The organism is Terrabacter sp. C0L_2, from assembly GCF_036352015.1.
Lineage (GTDB): Bacteria > Actinomycetota > Actinomycetes > Actinomycetales > Dermatophilaceae > Terrabacter > Terrabacter tumescens.
Map to the genome: position 1 here is coordinate 423,536 of NZ_CP143557.1, position 13,906 is coordinate 437,441.

Below are 13,906 nucleotides of genomic sequence, written 5' to 3' on the forward strand. Positions count from 1 at the left end.
GCCTCCTGGCCCCTCCCGGTCGGCGCGGTGAGGCGGCCGCCGCCCCATCGGCCGCGCCGCCCGTCGGCTCCCCCAAGTCGACCCGCGACACCTCGCGACGAATGTGTTTGAAAATGTTGACATCGCGCCGAGCGAGGCGACACCCTGTGTCCCATGCGCTCATGGCCGACGAAGACCCTGGCACTCGGTGGCGACTACAACCCCGAGCAGTGGCCCCGCCCTGTCTGGGACGAGGACATCGAGCTGATGCAGCGAGCCAACATCTCGTTCGTCAGCCTCGGCATCTTCTCGTGGAGCTGGCTCGAGCCGGCCAAGGGCGAGTACGAGTTCGAGTGGCTCGACACGATCCTCGACAAGCTGCACGCGGGCGGCATCGCCGTCGACCTCGCGACCGCGACGGCCACCCCGCCCCCGTGGCTCTCGGCCGCGCACCCCGAGATCCTCCCCGTCGACGTCGACGGCCACACGCTCTGGCCGGGCAGCCGCCAGACGTGGTGCCCCACCTCGCCCGTCTTCCGCGAGTACGCCGTCGCCCTGACCCGGCAGCTGGCCACGCGCTACCACGAGCACCCGGCCCTCGCGATGTGGCACGTCTCCAACGAGTACGCCTGCCACAACCTGCCCTGCTACTGCGACGAGTGCGCGCGCCACTTCCGCACTTGGCTCCAGCGCCGCTACGAGGGCCTCGACGTGCTCAACGACGCGTGGGGCACGGCCTTCTGGAGCCAGCGCTACACCGATTGGGAGCAGATCCTGCCGCCGCGCCGGTCGACGACGTTCAACAACCCTACCCACGTCCTCGACTACAAGCGCTTCAGCTCCGACGCCCTGCTCGAGCACCTGCGGGCCGAGCGCGCCGTCCTCGACGAGCTCTCCCCCGGCGTGCCGGTCACGACGAACTTCATGACGCTCGACCACTTCCGCCACCTCGACTACACGCAGTGGACGCCCCTCGTCGACGTCGTCAGCACCGACCACTACATCGTCGACGCACTGCCCCACCCGCGCGCCGAGCTCGCCTACAGCGGCGACCTGACGCGCGGTCTCGCCGGCGGCGCGCCGTGGATGCTCATGGAGCACTCGACGAGCGCGGTCAACTGGCAGCCGACCAACCACGCCAAGGACTTCGGCCAGACGATCCGCGACGCGCTCGCGCACGTGGCCCGCGGCGCCGACACGATCGGCTGGTTCCAGTGGCGCCAGTCGCGGGCCGGCTCGGAGAAGTTCCACAGCGCCGTCGTGCCCCACGCCGGCGCCAACAGCGCGCGCTTCCGCGAGGTCGAGGAGCTCGGTCGCATCGCCGGCCGTCTCGGCGAGCTCGTCGGCAGCCGGGTCGAGTCACGCGTCGCGATCCTCCATGACTACCAGGCGATCTGGGCCGCCGAGGGGCCGTGCATGCCGAGCTCCGAGCTCGACGCGCTGACGGCTGCGCAGGCGATCCACCGGTCGCTCCACGACCGCGGGGTCACGGCGGACGTCGTGCACCCCTCGGCCGACCTCACGGCATACGCCGTCGTCGTCGTGCCGCAGCTCTACCTCGTCACCGACGAGCACGCGGCGGGCGTGGCGGCCGCGGCCGAGGCGGGCACCCAGGTCGTCGTCACCTACTTCTCCGGCATCAGCGACGAGGACGACCACGTGCGCCTCGGCGGCTACCCCGGTGCGTTCCGCGACCTGCTCGGCGTCCGCGTCGAGGAGTTCTTCCCGCTCGGCCCCGGCGGCACCGTCGCCCTCGCCGACGGCACCGGCACGTGGTGGAGCGAGGACGTGACCGCCCTCCCCGGCACCGAGGTCGTGACGACGTATGCCGCGGGCCCCCTCGTCGGCCGCCCCGCGGTAACGCGTCGGGCGGGCGAGGGCGACGCCGGATCCGCTTGGTACCTCAGCACGCTCCCCGACGAGGCGACCCTCGGCGCCCTGCTCGACGACGTCCTCTCCGCCGGCGGGGTCGAGCCCGCGGTGGCCGACCTCCCACGCGGTGTCGAGACGACGCGGCGCAGCGACGGCACCCGGTCCTGGCTCTTCCTGCTCAACCACACCGACGCGGAGCAGGTCGTCGCCGCGAACGGGTACGACCTCGTCGCGGACGCCCCTGTCGACGGCCCGGTCCGCCTCGCCCCCGGTGGCGTGGCCGTGCTCAGGGAGGACTGACGATGCTCGCCAGCCAGCGGCGCTCCGTCATCCTCGAGCTCGTCGAGGAGTCGGGAGCGGTCAAGGTCTCCGACCTCGTCGAGCGTCTCGGCGTGTCCGACATGACGATCCGCCGCGACATCGAGCGCCTCTCGAGCGACGGTCTGCTCGAGCGGGTGCACGGCGGTGCCCTGGCGCTCGGCGACGCGCGCAGCAGCGAGGAGCCGGGCTTCTCGGCCAAGTCGCTGCTCCAGCTGGCGCAGAAGCAGGCCATCGCACGTGCCGCCGCGCAGCGCGTCGAGGTCGGCAGCGCTATCGGCATCTCGGCCGGCACGACGACCTACCAGCTCGCCCGTGCGGTCAAGGACATCCCCCAGCTGACCGTCGTCACGAACTCCGTCCCCGTGGCGCAGCTGCTGCACGAGTCCGGCGCCCCCGGGCAGACGGTCGTGCTGACGGGCGGCGTGCGCACCCCGTCCGACGCCCTCGTCGGCCCCGTCGCCGTCGCGGCCCTGCGGGCGCTGCACGTCGACCTGCTCTTCCTCGGCGCGCACGGCGTCGACGACCGCACGGGCCTGACGACCCCCAACCTCGTCGAGTCCGAGACCAACCGGGCGCTCGTGTCGTCGGCTCGCCACGTGTGCCTGCTCGCCGACTCCTCGAAGTGGGGCACCGTCGGGCTCAGCACCTTCGCCGACCTGGCCGACGTCGACCTGTTCGTCACCGACGACGCCTTCCCGGAGCGCGCCCGCGCCGCCGCCCGCGAGGTCGTCGGCTCCCTCGAGATCGCGGAGGCATGATGTCCACCCCCAGCCGGACCGGGATCCGTTTCACGTCGCGCAGCCTCGCCGACGGTCGCGAGATCATCTACGTCGACGAGCCGGGCACGCCCGAGCGCACGGCCGAGGACTCTCGCCCGGTCGAGCCACGGGTCCAGTCGGGCGAGCTGCGCCACGACGCGCTCGTCGACGACTGGGTGGCCGTCGCGGCCCACCGCCAGCACCGCACCTTCATGCCGCCCAAGGACGAGTGCCCGCTCTGCCCGGCCGGGCACGGCTCGGTGCCGTCCGAGATCCCCGAGAGCGACTACCAGGTCGTCGTCTTCGAGAACCGCTTCCCGTCGTATGCCGTCACCTCGGTCGGCGCCGACGCCCCCGACCCGACGGGGATCTTCGGCACCCGCCCGGCCGTAGGTCGCTGCGAGGTCGTGTGCTTCACGAGCGACCACGAGGCCTCGTTCAAGGACCTGCCGGTCGAACGGGTGCGCACCGTCATCGACACGTGGGCCCAGCGCACCGAGGCCCTCGGCGCGATCCCCGAGGTCGAGCAGGTCTTCGCCTTCGAGAACCGCGGCAAGGAGATCGGGGTGACCCTGCCGCACCCGCACGGCCAGATCTACGCCTACCCCTACGTGCCCGACCGCACCAAGGCGCTGCTGGAGGCGGCCCGCCGCCACCACGAGCGCACCGGCCGGCTGCTCGGCGCCGACATCCTCGCCGCCGAGCGCGCCGACGGCTCGAGGGTCGTCGTCTCGGGGACGCACTGGACGGCATACGTCCCCTTCGCCGCGCGGTGGCCGGTCGAGGTGCACCTCGCCCCGCACCGGGACGTGCCCGACCTCGTCGCCCTCGACGACGACGAGCGCGACGAGCTGGCCGTCATCTACCGCGACCTGCTCGGGCGGCTCGACCGCTACTACGTGGGCGAGGACGGTTCGCCCGTGAAGCTGCCCTACATCGCCGCGTGGCAGCAGGCGCCGGCGCGGGTGGGCCGTGACGTCTCCCGGCTGCACCTGCAGCTGATGTCGGTGCTGCGCGGCCCTGGGCGGCTGAAGTTCCTCGCGGGGTCCGAGTCGGGCGTGGGCGGATGGGTCAACGACGTGGCCCCCGAGCGGGCCGCCGCCCGGCTGCGCGAGGTGGCCCTGTGAGCGAGCGCGCCCCTGGCGAGGTCGTCGACGCCGTGACCTCCGCCTTCGAGGCGGCCTTCGAAGCCGCGCCGACGGGCGTGTGGTCGGCGCCCGGCCGGGTCAACCTCATCGGCGAGCACACCGACTACAACGGCGGCCTGTGCCTGCCGATCGCCTTGCCGCACAGGACGTATGCCGCCGTGTCCCGACGCGACGACGACGTCCTGCGGATGGCTTCCGCCCAGCAGGACGGCGTCGTCGAGGTCGCGCTCGACGACATCTCGCCCGAGCGGCCCGGCGGCTGGGGCTCCTACGTCGCGGGCGTGCTGTGGGCGCTGCGGCGCGACGGCCTGCCCGTCGGCGGGCTCGACGTGCTCGTCGACTCCACCGTGCCGCTCGGGGCCGGGCTCTCGAGCTCGGCTGCCCTCGAGTGCGCCGTGGCCGCGGCCGCGAGCGACCTCTTCGACCTCGACCTGCTCGGCACCGCCGACGGTCGGGCCCGGCTCGCGGCGCGCTGCGTCGAGGCCGAGAACGAGATCGCCGGCGCCCCGACCGGCGGCATGGACCAGTCGGCGTCGCTGCTGTGCGACGAGGCCGCCGCGCTGCTGCTCGACTGCCGGTCGGGCGAGACCCGCCAGGTGCCCTTCGACCTCGACGCCGCCGGCTACGTCCTGCTCGTCACCGACACCAGGGCCGAGCACGCGCTCGTCGACGGACAGTACGCCGCGCGGCGCGACGCCTGCGAGGCCGCGGCGCGCGACCTCGGCGTCGACACGCTGCGCGAGATCGACCCGTCCGGGCTCGACGCCGCTCTCGAGCAGCTCGGCTCCGACGAGGTGCGCCGCCGCGTGCGCCACGTCGTCACCGAGATCGAGCGGGTCACCCAGGCGGTCGCCGCGCTGGAGGCCGGCGACCTCGGCGAGGTCGGCCGGCTCTTCGACGCCTCCCACGCCTCGCTGCGGGACGACTACGAGGTCTCGTGCGACGAGCTCGACGTCGCGACCGCGACCGCACGGTCGCAGGGCGCCCTCGGTGCCCGCATGACCGGCGGCGGCTTCGGCGGCTCGTGCATCGCCATCGTGCGGGCGCCGGAGGCCGACGCCGTGGCCGACGCGATCGCGGCGGCCTTCGACGAGGCCGGCTTCACCGCGCCGGCATCCTTCACCGTCACCGCCTCGGGCCCCGCCCACCGGGACGCCTGACGTCCGGAAGTGGGCACTCGACGACACGCCCGTCGAGTGCCCACTCCCCGACGCGGCACGCTTGCCCGACGCAGCCTGACTGACCCCACGCGACACGGCTGCTCTCGCGGTGACCGAGTGACGCGGCATACCGGGCCAGTCGACCGGTGACCGGGCAGTCGACGGACGGCCGGGCACTCGGGCGCCGGCCGGGCAGCGGGCGAGGGCGCGAACCGGGTCCACGCCGAAGCGGCCACCCGGGTGCGCGCACTCACTAGGGTGCGGGCATGACCTCGGCGACGACGCCGGCCTCGAGCCCGCCCCTGCCCGCCTCGGTGCGTCGCGGCTACGGCCTGGGCTCCGTGGCGACGGGGTCGTTCGGCACCGTGCCGGGACTGCTCCTGCTGCCCTACCTCACCGACCGGCTCGGGGTGCCGGCCGCCGCGGCGGGCGTCATCGTCTTCGCCCCCAAGGCGTGGGACGTCGTGCTCAACCCCGTCGCGGGCCGGATCAGCGACCGCTCGACCCACCCGGACGGCCGTCGCCGCCCCTTCCTCATCCGCGCCGGGCTGCTCCTCGCCGCGGCGTTCGCGCTGCTCTTCCTCGGCCCCACCGCGCCGCAGTGGCTGGCCGCCGGGTGGGTCGCCGTCGCCTACCTCGCCTGCGCGACGGCCTACAGCTTCTTCCAGGTGCCCTACGTCGCAATGCCGGCCGAGATCACCGACGACTACGACGAGCGCACCCGGCTCATGACGTGGCGGGTCGCGATCCTCGCGCTCGCCATCCTTGTCAGCGGCGGCGCCTCACCGGCGATCCGTGACGCGCTCGGCCCCGAGTCGGGCTATCGCGCCGTCGGCTTCTTCGTCGCCGGACTCATCGCGCTCGGCGCGTGGGGAGCCTGGCGCAGCACCAGGTCGGCGGTGGTCCGCACCGGCGTCGTCACGAGTGCGACCTTCGGCGACCAGCTGCGGATCATCCGCTCCGACAGGCCGTTCCGGCTCCTGCTGACGACGTTCGTGCTCCAGGCCCTGGCGACCGGCGCGATGCTCGCCGGCGTCGACTACGTCGCACGCTGGGTGCTCGGCACGCCGCTGTCGGCGACGCTGCTCTTCGTCTGCTTCGTCGCGGCCGCCCTCGTCGTGACGCCGCTGTGGCAGCGCTTCGGCACCGCTCGGGGCAAGAAGCCCGGCTACCTCGTCGCGTCGCTGCTGCTCGGTGGTGGCGCGCTCGCCCTCGTGCTGCTGCGAGCCCTGCCCGAGCCGGCGGTCTACGCCTGCGTGGCGGTCGTCGGCATCGGCTACGCCGGAGCGCAGATGTTTCCGCTCGCCATGCTGGCCGACGTCGCGAGCCGGACTGCCGAGGCCCGCACCCGCGTCGGCCTCTACACCGGCGTCTGGACGGCCGGCGAGACGCTCGGCCTCGCCCTCGGACCTGCCGTGTATGCCGCCGTGCTGGCCCTCGGCGGCTACGAGTCCTCGGGGGCCGGCTGGGTCGCGGTCCAGGGCGAACGCACCCTGACCGCCATCGTCCTCGGCTTCTCGCTGGTGCCGGCGGTCCTCGTCGCCGTCTCCCTCCTGGCCCTCCGAGCCTTCCCCCTCGCCCCACCCCCGACCCCCGGTTCGATGTATCTGCGCGGCCCCGGGGCCGCGCAGATACATCGAACGGCGGACAGCAGCGACGACGACGAGGAGCCGTGACGGCGATGGACCACGACGAGATCCGGAACGCCCTGCAGGCCATGCGGGCCCGCGACCTGCCGACCCACGGTGGTCGCACGCTCGCCTACGTCTACGACTCGGGCCTGGCCTCGGCCGACGCCATCGGTCGCGAGGCCCTCGCCGCCTTCGCCTCGACCAACGGCCTCGACCCGACAGCCTTCCCCTCCCTGCTGCAGATGGAGAACGACCTCGTCGGCATCGCCGGCCGGCTCGTCGACGCGCCGGACGGTTTCGCCGGCGTCGTGACCTCCGGCGGCACCGAGTCGATCCTGCTCGCGGTGCTCGCGGCCCGCGATGCCCGCCCCGACGTCGCCGAGCCGCGGATGGTCCTGCCGACGACGGCGCATGCCGCCTTCCACAAGGCGGCCCACTGGCTCCGGGTCGAGCCGGTGCTCGTCGACGTCGACCCCGTGACGAAGCGGGCCGACCCGGCGGCGATGGCGGCCGCGATCGACGACCGAACCGTGCTCGTCGTCGCCTCGGCGCCCTCCTACGCCCACGGCGTCATCGACCCGGTCGAGCCGATCGCAGCAGCGGCCGCTGCCGCCGGCGTGCGCTGTCACGTCGACGCGTGCATCGGCGGGTGGGTGCTGCCCCACCTGCGCGACTCGGATCCGGGCCAGCTGCCGTGGACCTTCGGCGTCGACGGCGTGACGAGCCTGTCGCTCGACCTGCACAAGTACGCCTACACCCCCAAGGGCGTGTCGGTCCTGCTCCATGCCTCCGCCGAGCTGCGCCGCCCCCACCTCTTCGCCTCGGCCCGGTGGCCGGGCTACACGATGCTCAACACGACGGCCCAGTCGACGAAGTCGGGCGGTCCGGTCGCCGCGGCCTGGGCCGTCGTGCACCACATCGGGCCCGACCGCTACGCCTCGCTCGCCCGCGACGCGCGCCAGGCCACGCTCGACCTCGCGACCGCGGTGGACGGCATACCCGGTCTGTCGGTCGCGGCTCCCCCGGACTCGACCCTGCTCTCCCTCGTCACCGACGACTCGTGCGACGTCTTCACGATCAGTGACGGGATGCTCGAGCGCGGGTGGTTCGTGCAGCCCCAGATGCGCTTCCGGGACCTGCCTGCCACCCTGCACCTCACCTTCAGCGCGGCGACCGCCGCGTCGTCGGACCTCATCGCCACCGACCTCGCCGACGCGACGGCGGCGGCCCGCGCGGCCGGACCTGCCGTCCCGCCGGCCGAGCTCGTCGCGATGGCCTCGGCCATCGACCCGGCCACACTCGACGAGGCGACGTTCACCGGGCTGCTCGCAGCGGCCGGGCTCGGTGGCAGCGACGGCGAGCTCGTGCTGCCCGAACGGATGGCCCCGGTCAACGCCCTGCTCGACGCCCTGCCGCCCGAGCTGCGCGAGCTGCTGCTGCTCGGCGTCGTCGACCGCCTCGCCCGCCCGACACCGTCAGCGCCGTTCGCCTAGCATCCACCACATGACGAACGCACAGGGGAACGGTGGGCGCGCGGTCGGACTCCTCCTGGTCGTCGGCGCGCTGGCGGGGTGCACCGCGTCGGCGGGCCTTGATCAGGCGGCGACGAAACCCGTGACGACGACCACGACGACCACGACGACCACGACGACCGCGACAACTGAGACGACGAACACTGCCGGTGGCCCCACGGCCACGCCGGACCCTCCTGCGACCGCGCTCGCCTGCGGCACGGCCCCGAAGGTTCTCGTCGACCGGGCCGGGATGTCCATCGCCGCTCATCCGGGCGCTGTCACTGCGACGGCCTACGTCTTCGCTGCGACGACCGACACGGGCGACTGGTACGTCTTGGGCGTCGACCGGAAGTACGTGCACGATGACGGCAGCCCCGCGATGGGGCCGAACGGAGACCACTCGCGCTCGCTGGCGTTGACCAACCAGGCCCGCAAGACGGACGGAACCGTGGCGATGATCCCGCTGAGCGTCGATGTCTCCGACAGGACCCCCGTCTCGTGGGACCGCGTCACGTGGACCGGCGACACCCTCGCGGCGGGGCAGCGGGCCGCGCAGCGCGCTATCGCCTGCCTCGACGAGCAGGCCTAGGCACGACGAAGGCGGTCACCCTCGAGGGGGTGACCGCCTTGCGTGCTGAGCGGGGTCAGGCGGGGAGGATGAGTCCCTTGGTGGCCTTGGCACGCTCGAGGCGAGCCGCGACGTCCTCCCAGTTGACGACGTTCCACCAGGCCTTGACGTAGTCGGCCTTGACGTTCTCGTACTGCAGGTAGAAGGCGTGCTCCCACATGTCGAGCTGGAGCAGCGGGATCTGACCGACGGGGATGTTGCCCTGCTGGTCGAACAGCTGCATGATGTGCGGCCGCTCGGCGATGGTGTCCCACGCGAGGATCGACCAGCCGGAGCCCTGGATCGCGTTGGCGTTGGCGTTGAAGTGCGCCTGGAACTTCTCGAACCCGCCGAAGTACTCGGTGATCGCCGCGGCGACCTCACCCTCGGGCTGGCCACCACCGTCGGGGCTCATGTTCTTCCAGAAGACCGAGTGGTTCGTGTGACCACCGAGGTGGAAGGCGAGGTTCTTCTCCACACCGTTGAGGGCGGCGTAGTCGCCCGACTCGCGCAGCTCCTCCAGCTTGGTGACGGCGGCGTTGGCGCCGTCGACGTAGGCCTTGTGGTGCTTGCTGTGGTGCAGCTCCATGATGCGAGCGCTGATGTGGGGCTCGAGGGCGGCGTAGTCGTAGTCGAGCTCGGGAAGCGTGTAAGCCACTTGTCGTTCCTTTCTGGAGACCATCCGGCTCCGTCCACTCTATGCCGCGCCGTCGGGGCGCAGACAAGGGTGTCCGTGAGCAGGGCTGTGGGTCACGTACCCACTTCGGCCACCCTCCGACTTCAACCTCGGTTGAGGTCAAATCGACAGGGGCTCAGGCGCGGTCGCGGGCGAGGAAGACCTCGAGGGTCTCGACGACGAGCCAGTGGTCCTCGCGCTGCGGCAGACCGGACACGGCGATCGTGCCGATGCAGCCGACGCCGCGGACGAGGACGGGGAAGGCGCCACCGTGCGCGGCGTAGCGGCCCGGGTCGAGCCGCGAGCTGTCCTCGAAGGTCTTGCCCCCCGCGCGGAACTCCGCGCCGACGTAGAGGGAGGAGTGGCTGTAGCGGTCCACGACGGCGCTCTTGCGCTCGAGCCACCCGTCGTTGTCGGCGGTCGCGCCCGGCAGGGCCGTGTGGAAGAGGCGCTGTCCGTTGCGCCGGATCGAGATCGCCACGGGCGCCTTTGCGGCAGAGGCGGCTTCGCGCAGGGCGACGCCGAGCTCCCACGCGGTGTCGTCGTCGAAGCGGTCGAAGACGAGCCGGGCCTCCTGGGCCGCGAGCTCGTCGAGGGTCGGGTGCTCGGTCACCGCCTGATTGTCCACCCGGACCGTCAGGACGTCACGACGACATCGGTCACGACGACATCGGTCACGACGACGTCAGTCACGCCAGCGTCAGCAGGTCGCGCACGTCGTCGGCCGTGATGGCGCCCGAGAGCGAGCCGCCCTCGTCGACGACGCGCTGGAAGAGGTCGCGCTTGCGCTCCTGGAGCCCCACGACCTTCTCCTCGATCGTGCCGGCCGACACGAGGCGGTAGACCGTGACCGGACGGTTCTGGCCGATGCGGTGCGCGCGCTCGATGGCTTGCGCCTCGGCGGCGGGATTCCACCACGGGTCGAGGACGTAGACGTAGTCGGCCTCGGTGAGCGTCAGCCCGAACCCGCCCGCCTTGAGGCTGATGAGGAACGCGACCGCGTCGCCCTCACGGAAGCCGCGCACGACCGACTGCCGGTCGGTCGTCGACCCGTCGAGGTATGCCGTGTGGAGGCCCGCGCGCGTCAGCGCGGCCTCGACGATGCGCAGGAAGCCGGTGAACTGGCTGAAGACGAGAGCCCGGTGCCCCTCGGCGGCGAGCTCGCGCAGCTGGTCGACGAGGAAGTCGATCTTGGCGGCCGTCGCCTTGCCGGCGTGGACCTCGTCGACGAGGACGGGGTCGAGGGCGAGCTGTCGCAGCCGGGTCAGCGCGGCGAGGATGGCGACGCGGTTGGCCTCGGGGTCGTCGAGCAGGCCGAGCACGCGCTGCCGCTCGCGCTGCAGGTGCTGGTCGTAGATGTGCCGGTGGACCGGGTGCGGGTCGAGCGACATGACCTGGATCTGCTTGGGCGGCAGGTCGACCGCCACCTGCTCCTTGGTGCGGCGCAGCATGAGCGGCCGGATGCGCCGACGCAGCAGGTCGAGCAGCTCGGGCCGCTCGCCCGACTCGATGGGCTTGCGGTAGCTCTTGGTGAAGACGTCGGGTCGCGGGTAGAGCCCGGGCGCCGTCAGCGAGAGCAGCGACCAGAGGTCCATGAGGGAGTTCTCGAGCGGGGTGCCGGTGACGGCGATGGTGAACGGGGCGCCTAGCCGGCGGACGGCGACGTGGGTCTTGGCCTGCCGGTTCTTGACGAACTGCGCCTCGTCGAGGACGACCCCACCCCACCGGACGCCGTGGAAGGCGGCGTCGTCGAGGCGCAGGACGGCATACGAGGTGATGACGACCTCGGCGTCGGCGACGACCTCGGCGAGCGGCACTCCCCGCTTGCGTTCGGTGGCGGTGACCGCGACGGCGCGCAGATGCGGCGCGAAGGTCTCGAGCTCGCCCATCCACGTGCCGACGACGCTCGTGGGCGCCACGACGAGCACCGGGCCTCTCGCCTCGGGCCCGTCACCACCGAGCTCGCCGCGGTCGTGCGCACGGACCAGTGCCGCGATGACCTGGAGCGTCTTGCCCAGGCCCATGTCGTCGGCGAGGATGCCGCCGATGCGGGCGTCCCAGAGGCGGGCGAGCCAGCGGTAGCCGTCGAGCTGGTAGGGGCGCAGCGTGGCCCGCAGGTCGGGCGGGACCTCGGCGAGCGGGCCGGACTCGAGCGAGCCGAGCGCCTCGACGTTGGCCGCCCAGCGGGCGCTCTGCTCGTCGACGACGCCGAGGGCCACGAGCTCGTCCCAGAGGTCGGCGTGGTGGGCGCTGAGGCGCAAGCCACCGGTCTCGGGGTCGGCGATGTCGCGGGCCTCCTCGATGAGGTCGCGCAGCCGGTGCAGCTCGGGCCGGTCGAGCCGGAAGAAGGCGCCGGAGTCGAGCAGCATGATGTCGTCGCCGCGGGCGAGGGCCCCGAAGAGCGGCTCGAAGGGGACCTCCTCGCCGTCGACCTCGACGGAGACGCGCAGGTCGAACCAGTCGCCGGGCTCGGCGTCGCGGCGCTCGGACCGCGCGCCGTCCCCACCGGCCTCACCGGCCCCACCGTGCGGGGCCTCGGTCGCGCCGAGGCGCACGACGGGCGCCGAGGTGACCTCCTCGTAGGCGGGGACGTCGCCGTCGACCTCGACGGTGACGTGCTCGTCGGCCTCGAGCAGGGGCAGGGTGTCGGCGACGAACCGGGCCGCGGCGAGGCCCTTGAGCACGAGGCGGGGCACGAGGTAGGCGTGCCCGACGATGTCGGAGCGCAGCGCGCCCGGCACCGACTGCAGCGACGTCGCGGCCTGGACGGCTGCGGCCTCGGCGTCGCGGTCGCGCCCGCCGACGGTGCCGAACCGGGCCGTCGTGAAGGGTCGGGGCGTGCCGTCGTAGGCGTGCCCGAGGTCGAGGCGCAGCTCGCCCGGCACGTCGCTGACGACCTTGACGTGCACGGTGACGACCTCGGGCTCCGCCTCGTCAGAGGGCTCGGGCGCCGGCAGCGGCACCTCCGAGCGCACCCGTAACCGCTGCCGAAGGCCCGGCACGACGGAGCGCAGGAACCGGCCGCGCTCGTCGGCGGGCACCCGCAGCCCGGCGAGCGCCGAGGCGAGGGCGTCGGGCCCGAGGTCGAGCTCCTGGTCGAGCGGCACGAACGTCAGCGACCCGTCGTCGCCCTCGACCGCCACGGCGTGCACGGGGTCGCCGAGGTAGAGCCGCTCGCCGGTGACCTCCGGGGGCAGCCCCTCGAGCTCGACGTCGAGGTCGAGGTCCCCGCTGCCGTCGGCGGCGCGCTTGACGAGCAGCACGAGAGAGGCCGCGTCGTCGACGACGTGGATCGGACCGGTGACACCCTCGCCGGGCATCACCTCGATGCCGGCAGCGCGAGCCTCGCGCAGCAGCCCCCACACGTCGGGGCTCGCGTCGAGCGAGAGCGGGGGCGTGGCGGAGAAGTACGTCGTGCCGCCGGACCCGTGCCGCGCGACGTCGTGCAGGCGCCCCATGATCCGCTCGTGCTCGGGCAGGAAGCGGATGCCCGGCCGCCACTGGGGCAGGGCGTCGTGCCACGAGAGGGTGCGGTGCCACGTGCCGGCGCGGGTCCACCGGGTCGGGCGCAGGCCGTAGCTGAGCTCGGGGACGCCGCGCCGACCGCGCTGGTCGCGGTAGACGGTGTCGACGAACAGGCCCGCCGGCATGAGGTCGCCGCGCGGTTCGGGGCGCGCGGGCGCCGAGGTCGCCTCGACCGGGCGCGCACGGACGTGACCGAAGACGTCGGCCCAGTGCGGGGGCACGACGGGCGGCGCCGCCTCGGCCACGACCTGCGCCGGGGCCCCCTCCGCCTCGTCCCCGGTGCGCGGCTCGACGACCTTGCCCTGCGCCACGTCCCGCGCCGTCAGCATGAGCGCGACGACGTGCTTGCAGTCGGCGGCGACCGGGCAGCTGCACCGGCCGCTCCACAGGTGCGAGCGCCCCTTCGGGTGCGGTCGCGCCTCGATGATCGTCTGGTAGGTCTCGCTGCCGCTGCCCTCGATGGTGCCGAGCAGCATCATCCCGTCGGGGCGCGTGGCGAGCGAGCGCACCCGCCGCTCGAGCGCGTACGCCCTCCCCCGGTCGAAGGTGCGCGCGCCGACCTGCTGCGCGATGTCGGGGTCGGTGACCTCACCCACCCACGTCGCCCGACCCACGCTCCATGCCACCCCAGAACTCTACGTTCGCCCGCCGACACCGAGGCCCGCCGTCCACAGCGTCCCCGCGTCACGGCATACGCCGTCGGGCAGGATGGGCG

General features: G+C 73.2%; 10 protein-coding genes. 7 read left to right on the forward strand and 3 right to left on the reverse strand.

Annotation, left to right across the window (positions count from 1 at the left end; genetic code table 11):
* Positions 1-153 precede the first annotated feature (153 nt).
* The 7 genes from U5C87_RS02010 (at position 154) to U5C87_RS02040 (ending at position 8,972) form a co-directional block, all read left to right on the forward strand.
* Positions 154-2,151 carry a beta-galactosidase gene (locus U5C87_RS02010; protein WP_330474976.1) on the forward strand — a complete coding sequence of 666 codons (1,998 nt, stop codon included), beginning with the start codon at positions 154-156 and terminating at the stop codon, positions 2,149-2,151.
* Positions 2,152-2,153: 2 nt separating this feature from the next.
* Complete coding sequence (locus U5C87_RS02015) at positions 2,154-2,930, forward strand: DeoR/GlpR family DNA-binding transcription regulator (RefSeq protein ID WP_330474977.1); 777 nt, start codon at positions 2,154-2,156, stop codon at positions 2,928-2,930.
* A complete protein-coding gene (gene galT, locus U5C87_RS02020) occupies positions 2,930-4,057 on the forward strand; it encodes a galactose-1-phosphate uridylyltransferase (RefSeq protein WP_330474978.1) in 1,128 nt (375 codons plus the stop codon). Before U5C87_RS02015 ends, galT begins: the two co-directional genes overlap by 1 nt.
* The gene (gene galK / locus U5C87_RS02025; RefSeq protein ID WP_330474979.1) at positions 4,054-5,238 is read left to right on the forward strand and encodes a galactokinase; all 1,185 of its coding nucleotides are present in this window, start codon (positions 4,054-4,056) and stop codon (positions 5,236-5,238) included. Before galT ends, galK begins: the two co-directional genes overlap by 4 nt.
* Positions 5,239-5,504: 266 nt before the next feature.
* The gene (locus U5C87_RS02030) at positions 5,505-6,914 is read left to right on the forward strand and encodes an MFS transporter (protein ID WP_330474980.1); all 1,410 of its coding nucleotides are present in this window, start codon (positions 5,505-5,507) and stop codon (positions 6,912-6,914) included.
* Between the two features lie 5 nt (positions 6,915-6,919).
* The gene (locus tag U5C87_RS02035; RefSeq protein ID WP_330476651.1) at positions 6,920-8,362 is read left to right on the forward strand and encodes a pyridoxal phosphate-dependent decarboxylase family protein; all 1,443 of its coding nucleotides are present in this window, start codon (positions 6,920-6,922) and stop codon (positions 8,360-8,362) included.
* A 10-nt stretch (positions 8,363-8,372) separates the two neighbouring features.
* On the forward strand, positions 8,373-8,972 hold the full coding sequence (locus U5C87_RS02040) for a hypothetical protein (protein WP_330474981.1): 600 nt from the start codon (positions 8,373-8,375) through the stop codon (positions 8,970-8,972).
* A gap of 55 nt (positions 8,973-9,027) precedes the next feature.
* Here the strand turns inward: U5C87_RS02040 and U5C87_RS02045 are convergent, their stop codons facing one another.
* The 3 genes from U5C87_RS02045 to U5C87_RS02055 all read right to left on the reverse strand — a co-directional run bounded on the left by U5C87_RS02045 (position 9,028) and on the right by U5C87_RS02055 (position 13,817).
* Positions 9,028-9,648 (reverse strand): superoxide dismutase, encoded by a 621-nt coding sequence (locus U5C87_RS02045; protein WP_141822755.1) that lies wholly within the window; start codon positions 9,646-9,648, stop codon positions 9,028-9,030.
* A 154-nt stretch (positions 9,649-9,802) separates the two neighbouring features.
* A complete protein-coding gene (locus tag U5C87_RS02050; RefSeq protein WP_330474982.1) occupies positions 9,803-10,279 on the reverse strand; it encodes a heme-degrading domain-containing protein in 477 nt (158 codons plus the stop codon).
* A 76-nt stretch (positions 10,280-10,355) separates the two neighbouring features.
* Positions 10,356-13,817 carry a DEAD/DEAH box helicase gene (locus tag U5C87_RS02055; protein WP_330474983.1) on the reverse strand — a complete coding sequence of 1,154 codons (3,462 nt, stop codon included), beginning with the start codon at positions 13,815-13,817 and terminating at the stop codon, positions 10,356-10,358.
* Between the last annotated feature and the right edge of the window lie 89 nt (positions 13,818-13,906).

Bases quoted from the DNA above. Each gene is read 5' to 3' on its own strand.
- U5C87_RS02010 (WP_330474976.1), top strand. From the start codon at position 154: ATGCGCTCATGGCCGACGAAGACCCTGGCACTCGGTGGCGACTACAAC.
- U5C87_RS02015 (WP_330474977.1), top strand. From the start codon at position 2,154: ATGCTCGCCAGCCAGCGGCGCTCCGTCATCCTCGAGCTCGTCGAGGAG.
- galT (WP_330474978.1), top strand. From the start codon at position 2,930: ATGTCCACCCCCAGCCGGACCGGGATCCGTTTCACGTCGCGCAGCCTC.
- U5C87_RS02030 (WP_330474980.1), top strand. From the start codon at position 5,505: ATGACCTCGGCGACGACGCCGGCCTCGAGCCCGCCCCTGCCCGCCTCG.
- U5C87_RS02035 (WP_330476651.1), top strand. From the start codon at position 6,920: ATGGACCACGACGAGATCCGGAACGCCCTGCAGGCCATGCGGGCCCGC.
- U5C87_RS02040 (WP_330474981.1), top strand. From the start codon at position 8,373: ATGACGAACGCACAGGGGAACGGTGGGCGCGCGGTCGGACTCCTCCTG.